This is a genomic window from Pseudomonas sp. SAS7 (assembly GCF_052112345.1).
Classification (GTDB): Bacteria; Pseudomonadota; Gammaproteobacteria; order Pseudomonadales; family Pseudomonadaceae; genus Aquipseudomonas; species Aquipseudomonas putida_Q.
Window position 1 is genome coordinate 133,201 of record NZ_JBEGGO010000002.1, and the last position, 25,001, is coordinate 158,201.

The 25,001-nt window shown below is 59.3% G+C and carries 22 protein-coding genes and 1 pseudogene; 14 read left to right on the top strand and 9 right to left on the bottom strand.

The window, feature by feature from the left end; all coding sequences use genetic code 11:
- The first annotated feature begins 6 nt into the window (after positions 1-6).
- The 7 genes from atpG (at position 7) to ABI582_RS04195 (ending at position 8,434) form a co-directional block, all read left to right on the top strand.
- Positions 7-867: a F0F1 ATP synthase subunit gamma gene (gene atpG / locus ABI582_RS04165; RefSeq protein ID WP_016502295.1), complete on the top strand. Its 861-nt coding sequence runs from the start codon at positions 7-9 to the stop codon at positions 865-867.
- 27 nt (positions 868-894) lie between these two features.
- Positions 895-2,271 (top strand): F0F1 ATP synthase subunit beta, encoded by a 1,377-nt coding sequence (gene atpD, locus ABI582_RS04170; protein ID WP_016502294.1) that lies wholly within the window; start codon positions 895-897, stop codon positions 2,269-2,271.
- A 43-nt stretch (positions 2,272-2,314) separates the two neighbouring features.
- Positions 2,315-2,734 (top strand): F0F1 ATP synthase subunit epsilon, encoded by a 420-nt coding sequence (locus ABI582_RS04175; protein ID WP_041167946.1) that lies wholly within the window; start codon positions 2,315-2,317, stop codon positions 2,732-2,734.
- A 120-nt stretch (positions 2,735-2,854) separates the two neighbouring features.
- Positions 2,855-4,222, top strand: a complete 1,368-nt coding sequence (gene glmU, locus ABI582_RS04180) for a bifunctional UDP-N-acetylglucosamine diphosphorylase/glucosamine-1-phosphate N-acetyltransferase GlmU (RefSeq protein WP_442118476.1) — start codon at positions 2,855-2,857, stop codon at positions 4,220-4,222.
- Between the two features lie 190 nt (positions 4,223-4,412).
- Positions 4,413-5,189 carry a DeoR/GlpR family DNA-binding transcription regulator gene (locus tag ABI582_RS04185; protein ID WP_442118477.1) on the top strand — a complete coding sequence of 259 codons (777 nt, stop codon included), beginning with the start codon at positions 4,413-4,415 and terminating at the stop codon, positions 5,187-5,189.
- 3 nt (positions 5,190-5,192) lie between these two features.
- The gene (gene glmS, locus ABI582_RS04190) at positions 5,193-7,028 is read left to right on the top strand and encodes a glutamine--fructose-6-phosphate transaminase (isomerizing) (protein WP_442118478.1); all 1,836 of its coding nucleotides are present in this window, start codon (positions 5,193-5,195) and stop codon (positions 7,026-7,028) included.
- Positions 7,029-7,453: 425 nt separating this feature from the next.
- On the top strand, positions 7,454-8,434 hold the full coding sequence (locus ABI582_RS04195) for a hypothetical protein (RefSeq protein ID WP_442118479.1): 981 nt from the start codon (positions 7,454-7,456) through the stop codon (positions 8,432-8,434).
- A gap of 268 nt (positions 8,435-8,702) precedes the next feature.
- Here the strand turns inward: ABI582_RS04195 and ABI582_RS04200 are convergent.
- Positions 8,703-9,922: pseudogene (locus ABI582_RS04200) on the bottom strand (IS3 family transposase).
- Between the two features lie 162 nt (positions 9,923-10,084).
- Complete coding sequence (gene lpdA / locus ABI582_RS04205; protein ID WP_442118480.1) at positions 10,085-11,485, bottom strand: dihydrolipoyl dehydrogenase; 1,401 nt, start codon at positions 11,483-11,485, stop codon at positions 10,085-10,087.
- Positions 11,486-11,692: 207 nt separating this feature from the next.
- On the opposite strand from lpdA, the gene cfaB reads away from it, so the two are divergent.
- Positions 11,693-12,877, top strand: coding sequence for a C17 cyclopropane fatty acid synthase CfaB (cfaB, locus tag ABI582_RS04210; RefSeq protein WP_338745665.1), 1,185 nt, complete (start codon positions 11,693-11,695; stop codon positions 12,875-12,877).
- 72 nt (positions 12,878-12,949) lie between these two features.
- On the opposite strand, the gene cls is transcribed toward cfaB, so the two are convergent.
- A complete protein-coding gene (gene cls, locus ABI582_RS04215) occupies positions 12,950-14,389 on the bottom strand; it encodes a cardiolipin synthase (RefSeq protein ID WP_442118481.1) in 1,440 nt (479 codons plus the stop codon).
- A 132-nt stretch (positions 14,390-14,521) separates the two neighbouring features.
- Between cls and ABI582_RS04220 the strand changes: the two genes are divergently transcribed.
- On the top strand, positions 14,522-15,049 hold the full coding sequence (locus ABI582_RS04220; protein ID WP_338745664.1) for a DUF3617 domain-containing protein: 528 nt from the start codon (positions 14,522-14,524) through the stop codon (positions 15,047-15,049).
- Here the strand turns inward: ABI582_RS04220 and folE2 are convergent.
- Positions 15,033-15,938 (bottom strand): GTP cyclohydrolase FolE2, encoded by a 906-nt coding sequence (folE2, locus tag ABI582_RS04225; protein ID WP_442118482.1) that lies wholly within the window; start codon positions 15,936-15,938, stop codon positions 15,033-15,035. The two genes, ABI582_RS04220 and folE2, sit on opposite strands and share 17 nt — an antisense overlap.
- A gap of 26 nt (positions 15,939-15,964) precedes the next feature.
- Positions 15,965-16,345, bottom strand: a complete 381-nt coding sequence (locus ABI582_RS04230) for a glutamine synthetase (protein WP_442118483.1) — start codon at positions 16,343-16,345, stop codon at positions 15,965-15,967.
- Positions 16,346-16,460: 115 nt separating this feature from the next.
- On the opposite strand from ABI582_RS04230, the gene zigA reads away from it, so the two are divergent.
- The 3 genes from zigA to ABI582_RS04245 are packed head-to-tail and all read left to right on the top strand — an operon-like array spanning position 16,461 to position 19,303.
- Positions 16,461-17,669 carry a zinc metallochaperone GTPase ZigA gene (gene zigA / locus ABI582_RS04235; protein ID WP_442118484.1) on the top strand — a complete coding sequence of 403 codons (1,209 nt, stop codon included), beginning with the start codon at positions 16,461-16,463 and terminating at the stop codon, positions 17,667-17,669.
- On the top strand, positions 17,666-18,292 hold the full coding sequence (locus tag ABI582_RS04240) for a DUF1826 domain-containing protein (RefSeq protein ID WP_442118485.1): 627 nt from the start codon (positions 17,666-17,668) through the stop codon (positions 18,290-18,292). The genes zigA and ABI582_RS04240 overlap by 4 nt, the downstream gene beginning before the upstream one ends.
- A gap of 39 nt (positions 18,293-18,331) precedes the next feature.
- The gene (locus ABI582_RS04245; protein ID WP_442118486.1) at positions 18,332-19,303 is read left to right on the top strand and encodes a CobW family GTP-binding protein; all 972 of its coding nucleotides are present in this window, start codon (positions 18,332-18,334) and stop codon (positions 19,301-19,303) included.
- Here ABI582_RS04245 and ABI582_RS04250 read toward each other — a convergent pair whose 3' ends face one another.
- Positions 19,304-19,696, bottom strand: coding sequence for a DUF3301 domain-containing protein (locus tag ABI582_RS04250; protein ID WP_016489878.1), 393 nt, complete (start codon positions 19,694-19,696; stop codon positions 19,304-19,306). It lies immediately after the preceding gene.
- A gap of 119 nt (positions 19,697-19,815) precedes the next feature.
- On the opposite strand from ABI582_RS04250, the gene pdxY reads away from it, so the two are divergent.
- A complete protein-coding gene (gene pdxY / locus ABI582_RS04255; protein ID WP_442118487.1) occupies positions 19,816-20,688 on the top strand; it encodes a pyridoxal kinase PdxY in 873 nt (290 codons plus the stop codon).
- Here the strand turns inward: pdxY and ABI582_RS04260 are convergent.
- On the bottom strand, positions 20,685-21,170 hold the full coding sequence (locus ABI582_RS04260; protein WP_258654405.1) for an acyl-CoA thioesterase: 486 nt from the start codon (positions 21,168-21,170) through the stop codon (positions 20,685-20,687). The two genes, pdxY and ABI582_RS04260, sit on opposite strands and share 4 nt — an antisense overlap.
- A gap of 342 nt (positions 21,171-21,512) precedes the next feature.
- Between ABI582_RS04260 and ABI582_RS04265 the strand changes: the two genes are divergently transcribed.
- On the top strand, positions 21,513-23,273 hold the full coding sequence (locus tag ABI582_RS04265; protein WP_442118488.1) for a cation:proton antiporter: 1,761 nt from the start codon (positions 21,513-21,515) through the stop codon (positions 23,271-23,273).
- Between the two features lie 308 nt (positions 23,274-23,581).
- Here the strand turns inward: ABI582_RS04265 and ABI582_RS04270 are convergent, their stop codons facing one another.
- Positions 23,582-23,989: an SMI1/KNR4 family protein gene (locus tag ABI582_RS04270; RefSeq protein ID WP_016489874.1), complete on the bottom strand. Its 408-nt coding sequence runs from the start codon at positions 23,987-23,989 to the stop codon at positions 23,582-23,584.
- 115 nt (positions 23,990-24,104) lie between these two features.
- Entirely contained in the window at positions 24,105-24,956 is an 852-nt protein-coding gene (locus ABI582_RS04275) for a Tim44 domain-containing protein (protein WP_442118489.1), read from the bottom strand.
- Between the last annotated feature and the right edge of the window lie 45 nt (positions 24,957-25,001).

Here is a 25,001-nt window from a genome sequence, read left to right on the forward strand (position 1 = left end):
TGATACATGGCAGGCGCAAAAGAGATTCGCAGTAAGATTGCGAGCATCAAAAGCACGCAAAAAATTACCAGCGCCATGGAGAAAGTGGCGGTCAGCAAGATGCGCAGGGCACAAATGCGCATGGCTGCTAGCCGTCCTTACGCGGAGCGTATCCGCCAGGTGATCGGTCATCTGGCCAACGCCAACCCGGAATACCGCCACCCGTTCATGATCGAGCGCCCTGTAAAGCGCGCCGGTTATATCGTGGTGAGCAGTGACCGTGGTCTGTGCGGTGGCTTGAATACCAACCTGTTCAAGGCCTTGGTCAAGGACATGAGCGCAAACCGCGAACAGGGCGTGGAAATCGACCTGTGCGTGATCGGCAGCAAAGGTGCGACTTTCTTCCGCATCTTTGGCGGCAACGTCGTAGCAGCGATCAGCCACTTGGGCGAAGAGCCATCGATCAACGATCTGATCGGCTCCGTCAAAGTGATGCTGGACGCCTACCTGGACGGCCGTATCGATCGCCTCTCCGTGGTTTCGAACAAGTTCATCAACACCATGACCCAGAAGCCAACGGTCGAGCAATTGGTACCGTTGGTGGCAACCCCGGATCAGGATCTCAAGCATCACTGGGATTACCTGTACGAACCCGACGCAAAAGAGCTGCTGGACGGCTTGATGGTGCGTTACGTGGAGTCGCAGGTATACCAGGCGGTGGTCGAGAACAACGCTGCTGAACAAGCGGCCCGGATGATCGCCATGAAGAACGCCACAGACAACGCCGGTGATTTGATCAAAGAGCTTCAGTTGATCTACAACAAGGCGCGTCAGGCTGCGATCACCCAGGAGATCTCGGAAATCGTCGGCGGCGCTGCCGCGGTTTAACGGTTCAAAAATTCAGAGGATCCAGCTATGAGTAGCGGACGTATCGTTCAAATCATCGGCGCCGTCATCGACGTGGAATTCCCACGTGATGTCGTGCCGAGTGTATACAACGCGCTGAAAGTACAAGGCGCGGAAACCACCCTGGAAGTTCAGCAGCAGCTGGGCGACGGCGTGGTTCGTACCATTGCGATGGGCTCCACCGAAGGCCTCAAGCGCGGTCTGGAAGTCGTTGACTCCGGCGCTGCCATTTCCGTTCCTGTTGGTAAGGCCACCCTGGGCCGTATCATGGACGTACTGGGCAACCCGATCGACGAAGCCGGCCCGATCGGTGAAGAAGAGCGTCGCGGTATCCACCAGCCAGCGCCTTCGTTCGCTGACCAGGCAGGCGGCAACGACCTGCTGGAAACCGGCATCAAGGTTATCGACCTGGTTTGCCCGTTCGCCAAGGGTGGTAAAGTTGGTCTGTTCGGTGGTGCCGGTGTCGGCAAGACCGTAAACATGATGGAACTGATCCGTAACATCGCCATGGAACACAGCGGTTACTCCGTGTTCGCTGGTGTGGGTGAGCGTACTCGTGAGGGTAACGACTTCTACCACGAGATGAAGGACTCCAACGTTCTCGACAAAGTAGCACTGGTCTACGGTCAGATGAACGAGCCACCAGGAAACCGTCTGCGCGTAGCGCTGACCGGCCTGACCATGGCTGAGAAGTTCCGTGACGAAGGTAACGACGTTCTGTTGTTCGTCGACAACATCTATCGTTACACCCTGGCCGGTACCGAAGTATCCGCACTGCTGGGCCGTATGCCTTCGGCAGTAGGTTACCAGCCGACCCTGGCTGAAGAGATGGGCGTTCTGCAAGAGCGCATCACCTCCACCAAGGAAGGTTCGATCACCTCCGTCCAGGCCGTATACGTACCTGCGGACGACTTGACCGACCCGTCGCCAGCGACCACCTTCGCCCACTTGGACGCCACCGTCGTTCTGTCCCGTGACATCGCCTCCCTGGGTATCTACCCAGCGGTCGATCCACTGGACTCGACTTCGCGCCAGCTGGACCCGAACGTGATTGGCAACGAGCACTACGACACCGCTCGTGGCGTTCAGTATGTTCTGCAGCGCTACAAAGAGCTGAAGGACATCATTGCGATCCTGGGTATGGACGAACTGTCCGAGACCGACAAGCAACTGGTAGCCCGCGCTCGTAAGATCCAGCGCTTCCTGTCGCAGCCGTTCTTCGTGGCCGAAGTCTTCACCGGTTCGCCAGGCAAATACGTTTCCCTGAAAGACACCATCGCTGGCTTCAGCGGCATCCTCAAAGGTGACTACGACCACCTGCCAGAACAAGCGTTCTACATGGTCGGCAGCATCGACGAAGCGATCGAGAAAGCCAAGAAACTGTAATTCCTGCGCCCCGCAAGGGGCGCTATCAGGTTGAGGCAAGCAGATGGCTATGACAGTCCATTGCGATATCGTCAGCGCGGAAGGAGAAATTTTCTCCGGTCTGGTCGAGATGGTGGTTGCGCACGGTAACCTGGGTGATCTTGGTATCGCTCCAGGCCACGCGCCGCTGATCACCAATCTGAAGCCAGGTCCGATTACGCTGACCAAGCAGGGTGGCGCCCAAGAGGTGTTCTACATCTCTGGTGGTTTCCTCGAGGTTCAGCCGAACATGGTCAAGGTGCTTGCCGATACCGTGCAACGTGCTGCAGACCTGGATGAAGCGCAAGCTCAGGAAGCCCTCAAGGCTGCCGAGAACGCCCTGAATCTGAAAGGCGCGGACTTCGACTACAGTGCCGCCGCCGCACGTCTGGCCGAGGCCGCAGCCCAGCTGCGTACCGTCCAGCAAATGCGCAAAGGCAAGTAATCGGCCACGGCTGATAACTTCTGTTGCGATTGAGTAAAAGGGTAGCCTCGGCTACCCTTTTTCTTTTTCTGATTTTTCTCCCCCGGTCTTCCACTGACCGCCCAGGATTGGTAGCCAGTAATGTCACTCGATATCGTTATTCTCGCCGCCGGCCAAGGCACACGCATGCGCTCGGCGCTGCCCAAGGTGCTGCACCCGGTAGCCGGCAACTCCATGCTCGGCCATGTTATCCACAGCGCGCGCCAACTGCAGCCGCAAGGTATTCACGTGGTCATTGGTCATGGTGCCGAGCTGGTTCGCGAGCGCCTGGCCGCTGACGACCTGAACTTCGTCATGCAGGAAAAACAGTTGGGCACCGGCCATGCGGTAGCCCAGGCACTGCCGGCCGTGACCGCCGACACCGTGCTGGTGCTGTACGGCGATGTACCGTTGATCGAAGTGGAGACCCTGCAACGTCTGTTGGCCAAGGCCAATGACCAGCAGCTGGGCCTGCTTACGGTGATGCTCGACGACCCGACCGGCTATGGCCGCATCGTGCGTGACGAGCAAGGCCAAGTGACTGCCATCGTTGAGCACAAGGACGCCAACGACGCGCAGAAAGCGATCAAGGAAGGCAACACCGGTATTCTGGCCCTGCCAGCCGCGCGCCTGGCTGACTGGATGGGCCGCCTGTCGAACAACAACGCCCAGGGCGAGTACTACCTGACCGACGTCATCGCCATGGCAGTGGCCGACGGCCTGGTGGTGGCCACTGAACAGCCACACGACCCGATGGAAGTGCAGGGCGCCAACGATCGTCGCCAGCTATCCGAGCTGGAGCGTCATTACCAGCTGCGTGAAGGCCGCCGGCTGATGGCCCAGGGTGTGACCCTGCGCGACCCGGCGCGCTTCGATGTACGGGGTGAAGTGACCGTTGGTCGTGATGTGCTGATCGACATCAACGTGATTCTCGAAGGCAAAGTGGTCATCGAGGACGATGTGCAGATCGGCCCTAACTGCGTCATCAAGAACACTACCCTGCGCAAAGGCGCGGTGGTCAAGGCCAACAGCCACCTTGAAGGCGCCGTGATGGGCGAGGGCAGCGATGCCGGCCCGTTCGCTCGGCTGCGCCCGGGCAGCGTGCTGGACGCCAAGGCCCATGTCGGTAACTTTGTCGAACTGAAAAACGCCCACTTGGGTGAAGGCGCCAAGGCCGGTCACCTGACCTACCTGGGCGATGCCGAAATTGGTGCACGCACCAATATCGGCGCTGGCACCATCACCTGCAACTACGATGGCGCCAACAAGTTCAAGACGGTAATGGGCGAAGACGTGTTTATCGGCTCGAACAACTCGCTGGTTGCGCCTGTGGAAATCAAGGCCGGCGCGACCACCGCAGCCGGTTCGACCATCACCCAGACCGTCGAAGCTGCCGACCTGGCTGTAGGCCGTGCGCGCCAGCGCAATATCTCGGGCTGGAAGCGGCCGGAGAAAATCAAGAAGAGCTGAGTTATCCACAGCTGCTTCGATCGAAAGCCGACTTATGCGAATAAGTCGGCTTTTTTATTGGCCGATCGGTAATCCCGTGGGACCGCGCCAAATATGACAAAACTATCCACAGGGCAGCAACTGCTTGACGAAACGAGCGTGTTAGGTTTTGATTGCAACCATTATCTTTCGAAACGAAACTTAAGCGCTCATGTCGAAACGAAACACACCGCAGCGGCGGCACAATATCCTGGCTTTGCTCAGCGAGCAGGGCGAGGTAAGTGTGGACGCCTTGGCCAAGCGTTTCGAAACTTCGGAAGTGACCATTCGCAAAGACCTCGCCGCCCTCGAAACCAACGGCCTGTTGCTGCGCCGCTACGGCGGTGCGGTACCGGTGCCGCAGGAACTGCTCGGTGAGCCGGCCCAGCCTGTCTCTTCCTACAAGAAGGCCATTGCGCGTGCCGCCGTCGGTCGTATCCGCGAACATGCGCGCATCATCATCGACAGCGGCAGCACCACGGCAGCCATGATCCCCGAACTGGGACGCCATCCCGGCCTGGTGGTGATGACCAATTCGCTGAACGTGGCCCGAGCCATCTGCGACCTCGAACACGAGCCCGTGCTGCTGATGACCGGTGGCACCTGGGACCCCCATTCCGAGTCGTTCCAGGGCCAGGTGGCCGAGCAGGTATTACGTTCTTACGATTTTGATCAGCTGTTCATCGGCGCCGACGGCATCGACCTGGGCCGGGGTACCACCACCTTCAACGAGCTGCTCGGGCTTAGCCGCGTCATGGCCGAAGTTGCCCGTGAAGTGATCGTGATGGTCGAGTCGGACAAGGTGGGGCGCAAGATCCCCAACCTTGAGCTGCCCTGGGGCAGCGTGCACACCCTTATTACAGACGAACGCCTGCCCGCAGCGGCACGCGAACAAATTCAAGCTCGCGGCATCAACCTGATCTGCGCCGCGATCAGCCAGGAGCAATAAAACATGTGTGGAATCGTTGGTGCCGTCGCCGAGCGCAATATCACAGCCATCCTGATCGAAGGTCTCAAGCGTCTTGAGTACCGCGGTTACGACAGCGCCGGCCTTGCCGTGCTCACCCAGAGCGGTGAACTGCAGCGCCGCCGCCGCATCGGCAAGGTCAGCGAGCTGGACGCTGCTGTGGCAGCCGACCCACTGGCTGGCCAGCTGGGCATCGCCCACACCCGTTGGGCCACCCACGGTGCGCCAACCGAAGGCAATGCCCACCCGCACTTCTCGGGCAATGAAGTGGCTGTGGTGCACAACGGCATCATCGAAAACCACGAAGAGCTGCGCGAAGAGCTGAAAGGCCTGGGCTACGTCTTCACTTCGCAGACTGACACCGAAGTCATCGTCCACCTGATCCACCACACCCTGAAGAGCATCCCGGACCTGGCCGATGCCCTGAAAGCCGCTGTGAAGCGCCTGCATGGCGCCTATGGCCTGGCACTGATCAGTGCCAAGCAGCCTGACCGCCTGGTGGCTGCACGCAGCGGCAGCCCGCTGGTCATCGGCCTGGGCCTGGGTGAAAACTTCCTGGCGTCCGACCAGTTGGCCTTGCGCCAGGTCACCGACCGCTTCATGTACCTGGAAGAAGGCGACATCGCTGAAATCCGCCGTGACCAGGTCACCATCTGGGACCAGCAAGGCAACAAGGTCCAGCGCGAAACCGTGCAGTACCATGAAGGTGCCGAAGCTGCCGACAAGGGCAACTATCGCCACTTCATGCTCAAGGAAATCCACGAGCAGCCAAGCGTTGTTCAGCGCACCCTGGAAGGCCGCCTTGGCAAGGACAACGTGCTGGTCCAGGCTTTCGGTCCGAAGGCTGCCGACCTGTTCGCCAAAGTGCGCAACGTGCAAATCGTTGCCTGTGGTACCAGCTACCACGCCGGTATGGTCGCCCGTTACTGGCTCGAAAGCCTGGCTGGCATCCCGTGCCAGGTGGAAGTGGCCAGCGAATTCCGTTACCGCAAGGTGGTGGTGCAGCCGGATACCCTGTTCGTGTCCATCTCGCAGTCTGGCGAAACCGCCGACACCTTGGCCGCGCTGCGTAACGCCAAGGAGCTGGGCTTCCTCGGCAGCCTGGCAATCTGCAACGTGGGCATCAGCTCGCTGGTGCGTGAGTCGGACCTGACCCTGCTGACCTTGGCCGGCCCGGAAATCGGTGTGGCCTCGACCAAAGCCTTCACCACGCAGCTGGTGTCGCTGATGCTGCTGACCTTGGCCCTCGGCCAGGTGCGCGGTACCTTGGAAGCAGGTGTCGAAGCCGAGCTGGTTGCAGAACTGCGTCGGCTGCCGACCCGCCTGGGCGAAGCCTTGGCCATGGACGCGACGGTCGAGAAGATTGCCGAGCTGTTCGCCGACAAGCACCACACCCTGTTCCTCGGCCGTGGTGCTCAGTACCCGGTGGCGATGGAAGGTGCGCTCAAGCTCAAGGAAATCTCCTACATCCACGCCGAAGCCTACCCGGCAGGCGAGCTGAAGCACGGTCCGCTGGCACTGGTGGATAACGACATGCCGGTGGTTACCGTCGCCCCGAACAACGAGCTGCTGGAGAAGCTGAAATCCAACCTGCAGGAAGTGCGCGCCCGTGGTGGCGAGCTGGTGGTGTTCGCCGACGAGCACGCTGGCATGACCAATGGGGAGGGCACACACGTGATCAAAGTACCGCACATCGCCGATGCGCTGGCGCCGATCCTGTACACCATTCCGCTGCAGTTGCTGTCGTACTACGTGGCCGTGCTGAAGGGCACCGACGTGGATCAGCCGCGTAACCTGGCGAAGTCGGTAACGGTAGAGTAAGAGGCCGGCATTTGCCGGTAAAAAGGTTTCGTTGAATTAAAACGCTTTTCGAGCAATTAAAGTCGTCACCGATGGAGGGAAGCGCTCGCTTCCCTTCCGGGAGCGGCTCACCTGCCTCTCCATGTCACCCCTCCCTACCTCGCATTGGCATTATCTGATGCCCCTCTCAAATCAGCCTGATGCATCCCTTTCGTCCTACGTTAGGAGGAACCAGCTGCTCTACTGGGTCGAGCCCAAGGCAGAGATCCAGTTTTAAGCAGATGGCCTCGCGCGACTGCACAAGCCCGTTGCTGGAGTCTTCCTCGCTCCCAGATTGCTGTGTGGTCGAGGGCATTACGGGCGAGTTGGCAAGTCAGCTTTGATTTAAGATGTCCTATTTCATGTGCTAGGGCACGATGCGCTTGCAGGAGAGGGAACCGAGACTGATGTGGGGATATGTTGCGTTCTATGTGCTGTTCGCAGCGGGCGTCTATGGCTTGGACTGTTGTATTCATCGGCCGCTGTTCGTCCGAACTCAGAACCGGCACTTGCCTTGGAAGCTGAATTTCAGCGTGAAAGACTGGGGCGTTGACGAGTATCTGGCCGCGCTGGTCACGACGTGTGTGATTGTCTTGCTAGTTATGCCGATGTTTCACTCGCTGGGCAGCACACTCGATAAATCTTTTGCGAAATGGCTGTTTGCGTTGCTTAGCCTGGGGTCAATAGTGCTAGCTGTGCGCTTGCTACGGCTGGTAGAGCGCTATGCACGTTACAAAGGCTGGTTGACGGTACTGGCTGCATTGGTGACTGTCGCGGCGGGGCTCGTAGCGAGCGCAGAAGCTGACGCCTTTATCCTCGGGCAGACGCGTATTGAGCCAGGGCAGTTTCCAGGTGCACAGAAAACCCTGACTTTCATCTATTTGGTTTACTTCTGGTATGTGGCAACGAGCTTGCTGATGCCGATAGTGATGCTTACCGGTGTATTGGTGTTCGGTATGACGGCGCCGACTTTCAGCCAGCAGATGAGGCGTAATCACGCCACCGCTATTTGTAGGAATCTCTTCGTACCCAGCTCAGCCTGGCGACGGCGGCAGTGGATGCATGGATCGTGCGTGCTAGGGGTGATTTATACCGCCGTGATTCTTCTGCAGTTTTCAGAAATGGTCGACAGCAAGTTACGGTGGGTTTCGCACGAGGCCTTGGTGTATGCATCCTTTCACCTCGGGCCTGAAGACTGCGCGATGACCGGGTTACCTGTTGGCACACGAGTGGCGCTGGTGGCCAATGGAAGGGTAGTGGTCGCTCAACCCGCAGAGGGCGTTTATCGCTACAAGGAGCAGACATGCTCACTGCAGTCGCTTGAGCAAATAAAGGCGACGCGAGATCATCGGATCAGAGAGGCCAGGGCCAGCGATGCCTACTTTTAACATGCATCGCTGGTTTTTCGGCTAAAAAGGCCGGTTTGTATCTAATCATCAGCAGCATACGGGCCAGGCAACGGCGCAAGACGCTGCAGGTAGGCATATTTACCCACGGCGGATCTCGCGAAGACGGCATTTGGGACGATTGCGACAGCTTTGCACTTTCTCAAGAACGGGCTGGAAATCCCAGAATACGGGAGCCCTGTGAGACAGTTTTCATCTTCCTGTCTAGTCCTGAAATAGGTTTACACCTGTTCAGGTAGGCCGAAAGGCCTCAAAACGCCCGATGCACCGCATCGGGCGTTTTGTTTTTCAGGGCCATATGAGGCCGTTCTGTATTGTAAATCTGCACTGCCTCGTCAACCATCTGCCTCGCTTGCTCCAGATCTTCAGGGCTACTCAACAGCAGCTCCATCTTGAGGATTCCGTTGATTCGCTCGGCCAGCGCGTTCTGGTAGCAGTCATACCCATCAGTCATGGAGCACTGAACGCCGTGCCGTTGATGCAGTGACTGGTATAGCGCCGAGCAATATTGGATTCCTCGATCCGAATGGTGGACTAATGGCTGGCGACGACGGCGCTTTCGTAATGCCTGCTTGAAGGCTTGCGCCACTGACTCGGCATGCAGGTTTTCATGGACGTGGTGGCCAACAATCTTCCTGGAGTACGCATCCGTTACCAGGCTCAGGTACAGCGGGCCCTTACGTGCGGGCAGGTAAGTAATGTCGGCAACCCAGACGTGCTCCGGCCTTGTCGGAACGATCTGGCTTGGGCCGGGTTTGAGTAAATTGGGATGGCGGTAGAAGCGATGAAAGCTTTGTGTTGTCTTGTGATAGGCCCGCTTAGGCAACACTAGCAAACGGCGCTCTCCCAAGACCTGGAACAGCCTATCTCGGCCGACCTGGAATCGTCTGTCAGGTTGGCAATGCAGCAGATAGCGCAGCTTGCGTGTGCCCAGACGAGGCTGGCGTATCCGGATCTGCTGTACAAACTCAACCACCCGGTCTGCCTGGCGTTCTTTGCCATCAGCAACTCGATTGCGTTTGTAGTAAGCCTGTCGACTGATGCCTAGAAACTGACAAGCCCTGGCAATGCTCAGTCCTGCGACTTGACCTTGCGTGAGGACTTGCCGGATCGCTTTTTTACGACCGAGACACCTTAGTCATTTTTCAGAACATCAACGACCGTCTCAAAGAACTGGGCCTTCTGGCTCATCAGCTCAAGCTGCTGTTCTAGCTCTTTGATCCGCTGCTCTGGAGTGAGCGTTTTGGGGTCAGACATCGCGCAGCTCCTCTCGTCGCGGATCGAGGCCCCCTGGCTCCAATCCTGCCGACCGTGCTTACGCAACCATACCAGAACCGTCGAGCGACCCTGGATGCCATACCGCACCTGGGCCTGCTTGTAGGTCAGTTCGCCTTTTTCTATCTGATCAACCACCGCCAATTTAAAAGACAGTGAGTAATCACGCTGTGTGCGCTTTACACCTTGCTCCATCAGACTCTCCGGAAATTCGGGATGGGAGGTGTAAACCTTATTCAGGACGGGACATCCAGATCAAAAAAACCCTCCCCATGGAGGGCTTTTTGCTTACTGAAGATCAGGCAATCGCGCACCAGGACATACGAGTTGAATGCCTTGTGCTGCGAAGGCGTACGCTCAGATCTGCATCGCCATGCCGTCCACATTCATCGCTGCCTGGCGCAGGGCCTCGGAGCGGGTGGGGTGGGGGTGGCAGGTCAGTGCGATATCTTCCGCCGAGGCCGAGAACTCCATCGCCACGCAGAACTCACCGATCATCTCGCTGACGCTTGGGCCCACCAGGTGCACACCCAGTACTTCATCGGTTTGGGCATCAGCGATGACTTTGGCGAAGCCTTCGGTCTCGTGGTTGATCTTGGCGCGGCTGTTGGCGGTGAAGGGGAACTTGCCTACTTTATAAGCACGCCCTTCGGCTTTGAGCTGCTCCTCGGTCTTGCCCACGGTGGCCAGCTCCGGGCGGGTGTAAATCACGCCAGGGATGAGGTTGTAGTTGACCTCGTGGGGCTTGCCGGCAATGCGCTCGATGCAGGCTACCGCTTCGTCTTCGGCCTTATGCGCCAGCATCGGGCCGGAAGTGACGTCACCAATCACCCACACACCGGGCACTGAAGTGCGGTGGTGGTCGTTGCCGAGCATGCCGCGTTTGTCGGTTTCCAGGCCCACGCTTTCAAGGTTCAGCCCCTTGGTATAAGGGCGGCGGCCGATAGCCACCAGCACGTAATCGGCCTGCAGCGATTCTGCGGTGCCCCCGGCAGCAGGCTCCAGCGTCAGGCTCACGCCATCGGAACTTGCAGAGGCTTGGGTCACTTTGCTGCCCAGCTTGAACACCATGCCTTGCTTGGCGAGTGCCTTTTGCAGGGTCTTGGCGGTTTCCGTGTCGGTACCTGGGCAGATGCGATCAAGGTATTCGATGACGGTGACCTGGCTGCCCAGGCGGCGCCAGACGGAACCCAGCTCAAGGCCGATCACGCCGGCACCGATGACCACCAGGTGCTTGGGCACTTGCGGCAGCGACAGTGCGCCGGTCGAGTCGATGATGCGCTGGTTGTCGATTGTCACGCCCGGCAGAGGAGTGGGCTCGGAGCCGGTGGCGATGACCACGTCCTTGGCTTGCAGCGCCGTTTCGCTGCCATCTTCAGCCTTGACCACAACCTTGCCGACGCCGTCCAGGCGGCCCCAACCCTTGATCCAGTCGACCTTGTTCTTGCGGAACAGGTATTCGATGCCCTTGGTCAGGCCGGTCACGCTCTCGTCCTTCTGTTTCATCATCTGGGCGAGGTTGAGGGTGGGCTTGACTTCGATACCGAGGTGGGCGAACTCTTCACCGCTGGCGGCTTCGTACAGCTCGGAAGCATGCAGCAGTGCCTTGGAGGGCATGCAGCCCACGTTCAGGCAAGTGCCGCCCAAGGTCGAGCGGCCTTCCACGCAGGCAACGCTCAGGCCCAGCTGGCCAGCGCGGATGGCTGCGTTGTAGCCGCCAGGGCCACCGCCGATGATCACCACGTCATAGGATTTCATGGGTTCAACTCCAGGATGTAGAAGCGCGAGAGGGGCACAAGGTTAAGCTGAGATGCAAGAATTGTATACAATCTGCTGCAGGTATAAGACCCGACGGTTCTAGACCTTGGTCTCGTTTAGAGGAAACATCTCTCCAATGAACTACTCTGATTCGGCGACGTTCGAAATTTAAGGCGTCGAAGTCAAATATGGATAGGAGGGTTGTTCATGCTCGCGCAACTTCCACCTGCTCTGCAGAGCCTGCATCTGCCGCTGCGGCTGAAATTGTGGGACGGTAACCAGTTCGATCTGGGGCCTAGCCCGCAGGTCACCATCCTGGTCAAAGAGCCGCAGTTGATCAGCCAGTTGACGCACCCGAGCCTGGAGCAGTTGGGCACCGCGTTCGTCGAAGGCAAGCTGGAGCTGGAAGGCGACATCGGTGAAGCCATCCGGGTATGCGATGAGCTGAGCGAGGCGCTGTTACCTGATTTCGAAGAGGCTTCGCCGGCGCGGCTTGCCCATGACAAAAGCACTGACGCTGAAGCCATCTCCTATCACTATGATGTTTCCAACGCGTTCTACCGGCTGTGGCTGGACCAGGACATGGCCTATTCGTGCGCTTACTTTCGCGAGCCTGATAACACGCTCGATCAGGCGCAGCAGGATAAGTTCGACCACCTGTGTCGCAAGTTGCGCCTGAATGCCGGCGACTACCTGCTGGACGTTGGCTGTGGTTGGGGTGGGCTTGCGCGCTTCGCTGCACGGGAATATGACGCCAAGGTATTCGGCATCACCTTGAGCAAGGAGCAGCTTAAGCTTGGCCGGCAGAGGGTCAAGGCCGAAGGCTTGGCCGACAAGGTCGACCTGCAGATTCTCGACTACCGAGACCTGCCTCAGGATGGCCGCTTCGACAAGGTTGTCAGCGTTGGCATGTTCGAGCATGTGGGGCATGCCAACCTGGCGCTGTATTGCCAGAAGTTGTTCGGCGCCGTGAGGGAAGGGGGGCTGGTGATGAACCACGGTATCACCGCCAAGCATGTCGATGGCCGCCCGGTCGGGCGTGGCGCAGGTGAGTTCATCGACCGCTACGTGTTTCCCCATGGCGAGCTGCCTCACCTGTCGATGATCAGCGCCAGCATCTGTGAAGCGGGGCTGGAGGTGGTGGACGTTGAAAGCCTGCGCCTGCACTACGCCAAGACCCTGCACCACTGGAGCGAAAACCTGGAGAACCAACTGCACAAGGCGGCAGCGCTGGTGCCGGAAAAGACCCTGCGCATCTGGCGCCTGTACCTCGCAGGGTGTGCGTATGCCTTTGAGAAGGGCTGGATCAACCTGCACCAGATCTTGGCAGTGAAGCCATACGCCGACGGGCACCATGACCTGCCCTGGACGCGCGAAGATCTGTATCGCTAAGCATGTAGATGCGGATGTTGTGGGAGCGGCCTTGTGTCGCGAAAGGGCCGCTCCCACACTCAGACTGCTAGCTTAAAGGATTGGCGAAATCAGCCGTGCAATCCGCATCCCCAATTGCTGCAGTCGATGAGTGTCCAGGCTGTCCTCCGCAGTAATTTCTCGCGACTGTTCAAAGTCATTGATCAGCATCTTTTCCACCTGGTCGGCGAAGCTGCGGTCGACGGTCAGCAGGGTGATCTCGAAGTTCAGACGGAACGAGCGGTTGTCCAGGTTGGCACTGCCGATCGCGCTGACATCATCATCCACCAGCACCACCTTCTGATGCATGAAGCCCGGCTGATAGCGGAACATGCGCACACCCGCGCGCACCGCTTCGAAGGCAAACAGGCTGGAAGCGGCATAGACCACGCGGTGGTCTGGCCGTGACGGGATCAGCACTCGCACATCGACCCCACGCAGCACCGCCAGGCGCAAGGCGGCGAACACCGCCTCGTCAGGGATAAAGTAAGGGCTGGTGATCCACACCCGGCGGGTAGCTGAATGAATTGCTTCGAGGAAGAACAGCGAGCAGGTTTCCTGCGGGTCGGCCGGGCCGCTGGCCAAGGCCTGGCACAGCACCCCGTTATCCGGGTAGGTATCCGGCAGGATCAGCGGCGGCAGCTGGCGCGTGGCCCAGTACCAATCCTCGGCGAACGACTCCTGCAGACAGGCCAGCACCGGCCCGCCGATCTGTACATGGGTGTCGCGCCAGGGGGAAAGTTTCGGGTGCTTACCGAGGTATTCGTCACCTACGTTGTGCCCACCAATGAAACCTAGCAGGCCGTCCACTACCACGATCTTGCGATGGTTGCGGAAGTTCACCTGCAAGCGGTTGAACCATCCGCGGCGAGTGGCGAAGGCGTGAATCTGGACACCACCGTCGCGCAGCTGTTGGCTGTATCTGGCTGGCAAGGCATGGCTGCCAACGCGGTCATACAGCACGAACACCTGCACCCCTTCGGCAGCCTTGCGTAGCAGCAGCTGCTGTAATGCCTTGCCGAGGGTGTCGTCATGGATGATGAAGAACTGCACCAGCACCACGTCGCGGGCTTTGTCGATGGCGGCGAAGATGGCATCGAACGTGGCTTTGCCATCGACCAGTAGCTTCACCTGGTTGTTCGCCAGGCAGGGCATGCGCCCCAGTTTTGGCATGGCGCGCAGGGCTGCATAGCTTTCTGACTCACGGGCGGTCAGGGCTTCTTCCACCCAGGGCCGCCAGTTGAGATTGGCCATGGCCACGTGCATTTCCTGGTTGGCCTGGCGCCTGGCCTTGATGTAGGCATAGAACGAGCGGGCGCCGAAGATCAGGTAGGGGATCAAGGTAAGGTAGGGGATGAAGAGCAAGGGCATGGCCCAGGCGATGGCGCCTTGGGCGGTACGCACGGTGAATATCGCGTGCAGTGCGGCGACGATACCCAGTAGGTGAATCAGTCCTATCACATAACCAAAAAAGTAGGGGCTGTGGTAATCCATATGCATCCTGCTTGCCGAGTACACTTGAGGTAACAGAACACGTTCCCGGTCCGCCTTGCAACCCGAAGGTGAATTTGGCGTCCAAGGTTCAGCCCGGCCCGCTTGGCCGGTTTTTTTCAGGAGCGATCGTCCATGAAAATTCGTCTGCCACTGTTGGCGTTGGCCCTGACCATGAGCAGCCCGCTGGTGCATGCCCAGGTGCTGCAACCAGGTTTGTGGGAGCTGACTACCAGCAACATGCAGGTTGATGGCAAGCCATTACCCGACATGCAGTTCATGCTCGGTCAGTTGAAAAACCTGCCGCCAGAGCAACGCGCGATGATGGAGGGGGTATTGGCGAAACAGGGGGTTACTGTCGGTGGCAATGGTGTGCGTTCGTGCCTGACGCCAGAACAGGTGGCAACCAACGATATTCCGCTACAAGACCCAAAGTCAGGTTGCACTCAGAAGATTACCGACCGTACCGGTAATGTGTGGAAGTTCCAGTTCAGCTGCCCCAAGGCACAGGGCACTGGCCAGGCTACGTTCCTCAGTGACCGGGAATTCACCACGCAGGTCAGTGGTACCTTCAACGCTTCGGGTGTGCAGCAGCAAGGCAGCATGAACACCCGTGCGGTGTGGCTGGGTAATGACTGTGGCACGGTCAAACCGCGCAGCTGACCTCCCATTGCCATTGGCTGGTGGCAACGGCGTCGTGGGCATGCAGGCTTTCTGCATGCTCAACGCGCAGCTTGAAGGCCGTGCTCCATTCCAGTTGCCGTAGCGCCTTGTGCAGGCGTCGTGCGGCGTCTTCACAGAACATCAGGTTCTGCCCGTTGGCCAAGGCGAAGGCTTGCTCGTCCGCACGCTTCACGGCGGTTTGCACAGCGGTCCCCAAGCTTGCCTCAATGCAATCGATCAACTCGGTGATGGGTAATACGTGCTCATTGCTGCGCAGCCTTACCTGAATGTGTGCGGTACTTCGTTGGCTGTGCGGCGTCGCCACAATACCTCCGGCGCTGCCAAGCCACTGCATTACTGCGGACTTTTCGACTTGGTCTTCGCTGAAGTCGTCCAGGAATTGCTGTTGGATCAGCTGGCGTGCAAGCGCAGCTGAGCATGGACAGGTAGAGGAGTAGGGTACGGAAACAGATAGTTCCACGTGGAACATTTCGTTTTCTATCCGCGCATCGACCGAAACGGCGTAGCTTTTCCAGCCTGCCAAGGGGCTGATCAAGGCCGGCCTTTTCAGCAGATGCTCAAACCGCAGGCGCAGGTAGGCTGCCGAAGAAAGCCCTTCATGGCTGCTCAGGAAATCAGCCAGTAGCTGTCTGATTGCCAGTGGATTGAGGGGCTGGTGCTCCAATGTCTCAAGGGCAAGGTAAAGTCGCGACATATGGATACCGCGTGAACTGCCGTCTACCAGGCTTACCCCTGCATCGATTTTGGCGGCTGCGGTGCGCCCTTCGAATTGCACAGGCAAGGCGATCCCGCACATGCCCACCCAGTCCAAAGGCAAGGTGTACTCCAGGGTTTGTGCTGCGATGTCGGGGAGCTTGAACTGGGTCATCTGGCTTTCCAAACAAAAAGGGGCAATCAGTGGCAACCTCCGATCAAGCTGCAATGCAGCCTGAAGCGCTGCCCACTGGAGCTGGATACGCGGTTCAGGGTGGTCCAGCCAACGCGACGGCTGTAACCCACCCAGGCTTCGCCATCGCTGGCCAGGCCGGTAAAAAAGGTCAACGTGCCATAGCGGCTGTTGGTTTGTGCCCACAGGCGCCGGCTGCTGAAGTCGTAGCCGCGCAGGTAGAACGTACTGCCTTCGCTGCGCACGCTGTAATAACTACCCTTACCGTCCTGGCAGGCAAGCAGTGTCGCGCTGCGTGTACATACCGCCAACATGCTGCTCTTCGGCATGGCGAACAGCGAAGTGGGCAGGGCGAGCAACAGCAACACCATGGCGCGTGGCAGATTCATTTTTCATCCCCGGTGAATACTCGTCCGTCTAGAACGGCTTGGCGAAATTGTATTGTTACTTTATAACATTGTGCAATGCATCGTTTCGAATGCGCTCGCCTGAAGAGGTTTCGCCATGTCCAATCGTCTCCCTGTCACCGTGCTGTCTGGCTTCCTTGGCGCCGGCAAGAGCACCTTGCTCAACCATGTGCTGCGTAACCGCGACAACCTGCGGGTCGCGGTCATCGTCAACGACATGAGTGAAATCAACATCGACGCCAGCGAGGTGCAGCGCAACGTCAGCCTCAACCGCGCTGAAGAGAAACTGGTCGAGATGAGCAACGGCTGCATCTGCTGCACACTGCGTGAAGACCTGCTCGAAGAGGTGGCGCGGCTGGCCGAAGAAGGGCGCTTCGATTATTTGCTCATCGAGTCCACGGGTATCTCTGAGCCGCTGCCGGTTGCCGAGACGTTCACGTTTCGCGACGAGCAGGGCCGCAGCCTTTCCGACATGGCGCGCCTGGACACCATGGTCACTGTGGTCGATGGCCTGAATTTTTTACGCGATTACCAGGCAGCAGACAGCCTGGCCAGCCGTGGTGAAACCTTGGGTGAAGAGGACGAGCGCTCGATCAGTGATCTGCTGATTGAGCAGGTGGAGTTCGCCGATGTGCTGTTGCTGAGCAAGATCGACCTGATCAGCCAGCACGAGCGCGAAGAACTCATGGCCATTTTGCGTAGTCTCAACGCCCGGGCGCAGATCGTGCCCATGGTCATGGGCCAGGTGCCGCTGACGCGCATCCTGGACACTGGCCTGTTCGACTTCGACCAGGCTGCTCAAGCGCCTGGCTGGTTGCAGGAATTGCGCGGCGAGCATGTGCCGGAGACTGAAGAGTACGGCATCGCGGCCACGACCTGGCAGGCGCGGCGGCCACTTCATCCACAACGCTTTTTTGATTTTATCCACAAGCCCTGGAGCAATGGTCGGCTGCTGCGTTCGAAGGGTTTTTTCTGGTTGTCCAGCAAGTACCAGGAAGCCGGTAGCTGGTCCCAGGCAGGTGGCATGATGCGTCACGGCCTGGCTGGCCGTTGGTGGCGTTTCGTGCCGCGCGAGCAGTGGCCGCAGGATGTGGATAACACTGCCGATATCTTGAAACACTGGCACGCCGAAACCGGTGACTGCCGGCAGGAATTGGTGTTCATTGGTCAGAATATCGACTTCAAAAAGTTATCAACAGAGCTTGAGGCCTGCTTGTTGACGGATGAAGAAATGGAGTTGGGGGCTATGGGCTGGTTGCGTCTGCCCGATCCATTTGGCCCTTGGCACGAGGAGGCTGCAGCATGAACCAGGCGCTCAAGCCTGTGGATATCTTCCAGGTGTTTGGCGAAACGCCGCTGGTGTTGACCGACGTGCTGCAGGACGGCGTGAACCTGGCGGTCTGGCGCCGGCGCTTGCCGCCACAGCTGGAGGATTTTGCCGAACTGGTCGTCAGCCTTGGGCAACCCCTGGCAGATCAGTGGGTAATCGATGTGGACGAGCAGCAGATGCCGGTTTTGCCGGATTTGCTACGCGAAGCGGCGGACTTCCACGGTTACGAAGCATTCGTGGCCGATGTAGCCTGGCTGGTGGCGGCCTATACCTGCCTGGTTGGCGCGCGCCGGGTAGGTTTGCGCCTGCGGGTGCTCACCGGGCCCATGTGCCCGCGCTTCCATGTGGATAACGTGCCGTTGCGATTGCTCACCACCTATGCGGGCCCGGGTAGCGAGTGGTTGCGCGAGCAGGAGAGCCGGCGCGGGGAGTTACACACAGCTCAAGTGCCTGTGGATAACATTCAGAAACTGCACGTCGGTGAAGTAGCCGTACTCAAGGGCGAGAAGTGGCAGGGCAACGAAGGTGCTGGCCTGGTGCACCGCTCGCCCTCGGGCCAGCAAGGGCGCCTGTTGCTCAGCCTTGACTGGCTGGCCTGACGGCGCATAGTGAGCCATCACCCCGCCTGAAGCCATCCCATGCTGCAGAACATTCCCACCCATGTGATTGCTGGCCCACTGGGGGCCGGCAAGACCACCCTGATCCGCCATCTGCTTGCCCAGCGCCCGGGCAACGAACGCTGGGCGGTATTGATCAACGAATTCGGCCTGGTTGGCCTGGATGCGGCCTTGCTCAGCCGTGACGAAGATGGCATCGCCATCGGCGAGGTTGCAGGCGGCTGCCTGTGTTGTGTCAACGGCATGCCGTTTCAGGTGGGCCTAGGCCGGTTGTTGCGCAAATCCCGGCCTGACCGGCTGTTTATCGAGCCGTCTGGCCTGGGTCACCCGTTGCAGCTGCTTGCTCAGCTGAAACAGGCGCCGTGGGCTGGAGTGCTGACAATTCAGCCGTTGTTGATGGTTGTCGATGCGCAATCCATGGCGCGAAACGAGCCCCTTCCGGAGGCCCAACAGCAGGCTTTCAACGCGTCTGAATACGTGGTTTTCAACAAGTCAGAGGCTGTGGATGAAAAATCTAAGTTGTTGATAACTAATAAATTTAACGACAAGAATGTGATGTGGTCGGTACAGGGCCAGGTGCCGCTATCAAGCCTTCCTGGCGCCCTCGTACAGATTGTCGACAGCCCATTTGAGGAAAACCAGATTGTCGACAATCTTGGAGGTGCCCCAACAATATTGTGGACAGACCCCAGCCAGCCGATCTGTCTTGCCCAGAAGGGGGAGTGCGGTTGGAGCATTGGCTGGCGCTGGCATCCCGCGCAGCAGTTTTATCCACAGCGGCTACTGGCGTTCTTGCGGACCTTGCCATGGCGGCGTGCGAAAGGGGTTATCCACAGCGTGGAAGGTTGGCAGTCATTCAATGGGCTCAAGGGTGACATGCCGATGTGGCAGCCCAGTGACTGGCGAAGGGATAGCCGTATCGAGCTGATTTTTGATCAGCCGCAATCGCAACCCACGCTGCAAGCGGGGTTGAGCGAATGCCGCGTCAGCTGATCAATTGCGCCAGCGATTGTGCTCCTGGCGCCACTGCTGCATCTCGATGACATTGTCGGTGCGTGGCGGGGTCTTGATTTCGAACGGGTAGGGCGCCAGCTCGATCTGCACGCTGTGCGCGCCAAACTGGGTCACGGTACCGGGGTGGCGTTGCTCGCCGGTAACGGTGAATTCGAAGGCATAGATGCGTGCCAGGCGCTTGCGGCCATTGGCATCACGGACAAAGGCGATGCGCTTGAGCGCGACGGCATCGTCGAGCAGTTCGAGGTCGAGCTTGGCGCAGTGCTGTTTGACCCGTTCCAGGGCTTTTTCGCGCAACCCATGGTTGTGCCACAACCAGCCGCCCGCCGTGGCTAACAGCATCAGGACGAAGACATTCTCCAGGGTCAACATTTGCATATGCTCCAAACAGGTAGATCCAGCTTAACTGCGTCCCTGGCCTGTCGTACAGGTGGCAATCGAGTTCATACTGCGCTGCGCACAATCCTTGAAACAGCTTTGGAAACCCCCGCATGAAACGTACCCCGCACCTGCTCGCCATCCAGTCCCATGTGGTGTTCGGCCACGCCGGCAACAGCGCCGCGGTGTTTCCCATGCAGCGTATCGGGGTCAATGTCTGGCCACTCAATACCGTGCAGTTCTCCAATCACACACAGTATGGCCAGTGGGCGGGTGAAGTGCTTGCCCCGGCGCAAATTCCTGCGTTGGTGGAAGGTATTTCCAACATTGGCGAACTGGGTCACTGCGATGCGGTGCTTTCTGGCTACCTGGGCAGTGCCGAGCAAGGGCGGGCTATCCTGGCGGGTGTCGAGCGGATCAGGGCGGTAAACCCGAAGGCTTTGTACTTGTGTGACCCGGTCATGGGGCACCCGGAGAAGGGCTGCATCGTGCCACAGGAAGTCAGCGAGTTCCTGCTCGACGAGGCGGCGGCCCGGGCCGACATCCTGTGCCCCAACCAGCTGGAGCTGGACAGCTTCTGTGGGCGCCGCGCGCAGTCGCTGGAGGATTGCGTGAGCATGGCGCGCAGCCTGTTGCAGCGTGGGCCGCAGGTGGTACTGGTCAAGCACCTGTTTTACCCCGGGCGGGCCGAAGACCAGTTCGAAATGCTGCTGGTGACCGCCGAGCAAAGCTGGCACCTGCGCCGCCCGCTGCTGGCGTTCCCGCGTCAGCCGGTGGGGGTGGGTGACCTGACCTCAGGGTTGTTCCTGGCCCGCGTGCTGCTCGGCGACAGCTGGGTGCAGGCGTTCGAATTCACCGCTGCAGCCGTGCATGAGGTGCTGCTGGAAACCCAGGCCTGCGCCAGCTACGAACTGCAGCTGGTACGGGCCCAGGACCGCATTGCCCACCCGCGGGTGCGCTTCGAGGCGCAGTTGCTGGCGTTTTAGACCGCGTCGGTTTTCAGGTCCTGGTAGCGCTTCTCCAGCTCCTGGCGGATCTGACGGCGCTGCTGGCCTTGCAGGAAGCGGCGCTTTTCTTCGCTGCTGTGCGGCTGGCGCGGCGGCACCGGCACCGGGCGGCGGTTGTCGTCGACTGCGACCATGGTGAAGAAACAGCTGTTGGAATGGCGTACCGAGCGCTCGCGGATGTTCTCGGTCACCACTTTGATGCCGACTTCCATCGAGGTGTTGCCGGTGTAGTTGACCGACGCCAGGAAGGTCACCAGTTCACCCACGTGCACGGGTTCGCGGAAGATGACCTGGTCGACCGACAGGGTCACCACATAGCTACCGGCATAGCGGCTGGCACACGCATAGGCCACTTCGTCGAGATACTTGAGCAGGGTGCCGCCATGTACGTTGCCAGAAAAGTTGGCCATGTCCGGGGTCATCAGGACGGTCATGCTCAGCTGGGCGTTTCCAGGTTCCATAGTGTGCTCACGGTGAGGTTGCGCTGAATCGGGCGAATGGGGGGCGTTATTTGCTGACACTTCTGTTCCCCTCTTTTGAATTTGCCTTACGGATACGGGACGTTGCCTGACGCGCCGTCGTCACGCTGATCATGTCATCAGCGGCGCTTTTCCAGCCGATCTGTTTCTGCATATTGCACCGGCTTTTTGCGGCGAGGTGCGATGTTAACCTGAGTACGCCCATGCACCATGGGCTTTCCTGTATTCAATACAGTATGTACTTGCTGCTCGCTCAGGTTTGCCTTGGCAGAGGAGCGGTCTGCCCAGGCATCCATAAAAAGACGAGAAAAGGAGTATCACGCCATGCATGCCATCAGCTTCATCCAGGACCTGGCAGTCATCATGCTGGTCGCTGGCGTGGTCACCATTGTTTTTCACCGCCTCAAGCAGCCGGTGGTGCTGGGCTACATTGTCGCCGGCTTCATCATCGGCCCGCACACCCCGCCATTCGGCCTGATCCATGACGAAGACACCATCAAGATCCTTGCTGAACTGGGGGTGATCTTCCTGATGTTCTGCCTGGGGCTCGAATTCAGCCTGCGCAAGCTGTTCAAGGTTGGCGCCACGGCGTTTATCGCGGCGTTCCTGGAAATCGTGCTGATGATCTGGATCGGTTTCGAGATCGGCCGCTGGTTTGGCTGGAGCACCATGGATTCACTGTTCCTCGGCGCGATCCTGGCCATTTCCTCGACCACCATCATCGTCAAGGCACTGAACGACCTGAAGATGAAGAACGAGCGCTTCGCCCAGCTGATCTTCGGCGTACTGATCGTGGAGGACATCCTCGGTATCGGTATTATCGCCCTGCTGTCAGGCATCGCTGTCAGCGGCTCGGTCAGCTCGGGGGAAGTGTTCTCCACCGTAGGAAAATTGTCGCTGTTCATGATCGTTGCCTTGGTCATCGGCATTCTGCTGGTGCCGCGGCTGCTGGCCTACGTGGCCAAGTTCGAAAGCAACGAAATGCTGCTGATTACCGTGCTTGGCCTGTGCTTCGGCTTCTGCCTGTTGGTGGTGAAGCTGGAATACAGCATGGTGCTGGGCGCCTTCCTGATTGGCGCAATCATGGCCGAATCGCGTCAGTTGCTAAAGATCGAACGCCTGATCGAGCCGGTACGCGACCTGTTCAGCGCCATCTTCTTCGTCGCCATCGGCCTTATGATCGACCCTCAGGTACTCGTCGATTACGCCTGGCCGATCGTGGTCATTACCCTGGCGGTGGTGCTGGGCAAGATGCTCTCCTGTGGCATGGGGGCGTTCATTGCCGGTAATGACGGGCGCACGTCGCTGCGGGTGGGCATGGGTCTTTCGCAGATTGGCGAGTTTTCCTTCATCATCGCCGCGCTGGGCATGACGCTGCAGGTGACCAGCGACTTCCTGTACCCGGTGGCGGTCGCAGTATCGGCCATCACCACGCTGTTGACGCCTTACCTGATCCGTGCGGCCGACCCGCTGTCGCAGAAACTTGGCAATGTGGTGCCCAGCCGCCTGGCGCGGGTGCTTTCGTTGTATGGCGAATGGTTGCGCAACATCCAGCCGCAGGGCGAGAGCGCCATGCTGGCCGCGATGATCCGGCGCATCCTGCTGCAGGTGGGGGTGAACCTGGCGCTGGTGATCGCCATCTTCTTCAGTGGTGGTTACTTTGCAGAGCGTATCGGCAACTGGCTCAGTGAGTGGGTCAGCGATGTCAGCCAGCAGAAGGCGATGATCTGGGGGGCGGCGTTGTTGCTGTCGCTGCCATTCCTGATCGCGGCCTATCGCAAGCTCAAGGCACTGTCGATGCTGCTGGCAGAAATGGGCGTGAAGCCGGAAATGGCCGGGCGGCATACCCAGCGTGTACGCCGCGTGATCGCCGAAGTTATTCCGCTGTTGTCACTGCTGGTGATTTTCCTGCTGCTGTCGGCATTGTCGGCGAGCATTCTGCCCACCAGCGAGTTGCTGTTGGTCATTGCCGTAGTGGCCGCGGTGGTGGTGGCCTTGTTGTGGCGCTGGTTCATCCGCGTGCACACGCGCATGCAGATTGCCTTGCTGGAGACGCTGGAAAACAGTCGCGAGAATACGCACTGAAGGGAGCCATGCTCCCTGCGCAAGATTTCATCGTCGTCCGAGGGGATGGAGCGGTAGCAATGTCGCCAGGCGCAGAAAGCCTGGCGATTTTAATCAGGATGGTGGCACTAAGCCATAAACTTTACAGCTGCAGGCTGTGAACGGGCTTGGTGGGAGCAAACTTCTTTCACATCACACATCACTTGTAGGAGCAGCCTTGTGCTGCGAAGAGGCCGGTAAGGCTAACGACTATCTGCGGCTGCAATGGCCTCTTCGCAGCGCAAGGCTGCTCCTACAGGGATCGTGGTAACCCAGGCAATGGGGGGGGATCAGCTCTCCAGCCACACATCCCGCGCCCAGTGCCACACCGACTCCCAGCTGTCTTCACCGGCGATTTCCTCTTCCGCATCCCACAGCACCACGGTGCCGTCTTCTTCGACGCAGTAGTAGTTGTCACCGTCCTGGCACAGCGGAATCAGGTCGCGCGGCACGCCGGCATCCCAGGCGTTGGCGGCGACGTCGGGCAGGTAGGTGTGCGATTGTGGGTCGGTGACAGTCACCGGCTCCAGCGAGCCATACACCACGTCGCTGACGGTCAGCAGAAACTCTTTGAACACGAAGGGTATGTTGATGAACAGCTCTTCCTCGATTTCGACCAGCTGGTCCTCGTCGGGAAGCTCCAGGGGCACCGGCACTGGCTGATTGGCTTCACGGAGTTGTTCGATCACTTCTTCCACGGTTCACTTCCTCTGACCTAGATGACAACGCTGCGCGTTATACCCTAGTAGGCCACTCTGGCAAAAGCAAAAACCCCGGGACAGGCCCGGGGTTTTTTTGTACAGCACGCTGCGGTTAGCCGTTTTGACGGATACCGGCGACCAGCCAAGGCTGGTTCTCGCCTGGGGCGCGAACCATGTGCCAGCTTTCGCTGAACACTTCGCCCTGGTCGAAGCGCGAGTTCTTCGACACGCCACGGAAGGTCAGGGTGGCGTCGGTACGGTCGGCACGGTCGTCGATACCGTCCAGCTGTACTTCGAGGTTGTCGATGTAGGTGGACTGGAAGCCGTCACCCAGTTCAGCACGCTCACGCTTGAGGAACTCAAGCATTTGCGGGGTAACGAACTCGGTGATCTTGTCCATTTCGTTGGCATCCCAGTGCTGCTGCAGCGACTGGAAGTGGTTACGGGCAGCAGCCAGGAAGCTTTGCTCGTTGAACCAGGCCGGGGCGTTGATCACCGGGGCAGCGGCAGGTGCGGCCGAACCACCAAACACCGATGGCTGTGCCGGCTGGTTGTGAGCTTCACGCTGCATCGACGCATGGCCTGGCATGGCCACTTGCGGCTGCTGCTGGCGGCGGCGTGCGGCAATGAAACGGAACACCAGGAAGGCGATGAGCGCCACGATCAGGAAGTCCATGATCTGGAAGCCCTCGAAACCGTCGCCCATGAACATGGACGCCAGCAGGCCACCGGCGGCCAGGCCGGCCAGTGGGCCCAGCCAGCGCGAAGCACCGCTGGCGGCCGGAGCTGCACGACCAGGTGCGGCAGCCGGTGCGGCGGCAGGCGTGGTTGGCGTAGCCTGGCGGGTCTGGTGGATAGGCGCGGAGCCCGAGCTCTTGCCGCCGCCGAAACGCTTGGCGTTGGCGTCCAGGCTCAGCGTCAGGCCAACGCAGAGCGCCAGTGCGATGCTAAGAAAACGTTGCATAAGTGGGATATCCCCTGTTGTGGATTGCACGCGCGTCATGGTGCA

Excerpts from the sequence above, each read along its gene's own strand:
- atpG (WP_016502295.1), top strand. The coding sequence starts at position 7 with ATGGCAGGCGCAAAAGAGATTCGCAGTAAGATTGCGAGCATCAAAAGC.
- atpD (WP_016502294.1), top strand. The coding sequence starts at position 895 with ATGAGTAGCGGACGTATCGTTCAAATCATCGGCGCCGTCATCGACGTG.
- ABI582_RS04175 (WP_041167946.1), top strand. The coding sequence starts at position 2,315 with ATGGCTATGACAGTCCATTGCGATATCGTCAGCGCGGAAGGAGAAATT.
- glmU (WP_442118476.1), top strand. The coding sequence starts at position 2,855 with ATGTCACTCGATATCGTTATTCTCGCCGCCGGCCAAGGCACACGCATG.
- ABI582_RS04185 (WP_442118477.1), top strand. The coding sequence starts at position 4,413 with ATGTCGAAACGAAACACACCGCAGCGGCGGCACAATATCCTGGCTTTG.
- glmS (WP_442118478.1), top strand. The coding sequence starts at position 5,193 with ATGTGTGGAATCGTTGGTGCCGTCGCCGAGCGCAATATCACAGCCATC.
- ABI582_RS04195 (WP_442118479.1), top strand. The coding sequence starts at position 7,454 with ATGTGGGGATATGTTGCGTTCTATGTGCTGTTCGCAGCGGGCGTCTAT.
- lpdA (WP_442118480.1), bottom strand. The coding sequence starts at position 11,485 with ATGAAATCCTATGACGTGGTGATCATCGGCGGTGGCCCTGGCGGCTAC.
- cfaB (WP_338745665.1), top strand. The coding sequence starts at position 11,693 with ATGCTCGCGCAACTTCCACCTGCTCTGCAGAGCCTGCATCTGCCGCTG.
- cls (WP_442118481.1), bottom strand. The coding sequence starts at position 14,389 with ATGGATTACCACAGCCCCTACTTTTTTGGTTATGTGATAGGACTGATT.
- ABI582_RS04220 (WP_338745664.1), top strand. The coding sequence starts at position 14,522 with ATGAAAATTCGTCTGCCACTGTTGGCGTTGGCCCTGACCATGAGCAGC.
- folE2 (WP_442118482.1), bottom strand. The coding sequence starts at position 15,938 with ATGACCCAGTTCAAGCTCCCCGACATCGCAGCACAAACCCTGGAGTAC.
- ABI582_RS04230 (WP_442118483.1), bottom strand. The coding sequence starts at position 16,345 with ATGAATCTGCCACGCGCCATGGTGTTGCTGTTGCTCGCCCTGCCCACT.
- zigA (WP_442118484.1), top strand. The coding sequence starts at position 16,461 with ATGTCCAATCGTCTCCCTGTCACCGTGCTGTCTGGCTTCCTTGGCGCC.
- ABI582_RS04240 (WP_442118485.1), top strand. The coding sequence starts at position 17,666 with ATGAACCAGGCGCTCAAGCCTGTGGATATCTTCCAGGTGTTTGGCGAA.
- ABI582_RS04245 (WP_442118486.1), top strand. The coding sequence starts at position 18,332 with ATGCTGCAGAACATTCCCACCCATGTGATTGCTGGCCCACTGGGGGCC.
- ABI582_RS04250 (WP_016489878.1), bottom strand. The coding sequence starts at position 19,696 with ATGTTGACCCTGGAGAATGTCTTCGTCCTGATGCTGTTAGCCACGGCG.
- pdxY (WP_442118487.1), top strand. The coding sequence starts at position 19,816 with ATGAAACGTACCCCGCACCTGCTCGCCATCCAGTCCCATGTGGTGTTC.
- ABI582_RS04260 (WP_258654405.1), bottom strand. The coding sequence starts at position 21,170 with ATGGAACCTGGAAACGCCCAGCTGAGCATGACCGTCCTGATGACCCCG.
- ABI582_RS04265 (WP_442118488.1), top strand. The coding sequence starts at position 21,513 with ATGCATGCCATCAGCTTCATCCAGGACCTGGCAGTCATCATGCTGGTC.
- ABI582_RS04275 (WP_442118489.1), bottom strand. The coding sequence starts at position 24,956 with ATGCAACGTTTTCTTAGCATCGCACTGGCGCTCTGCGTTGGCCTGACG.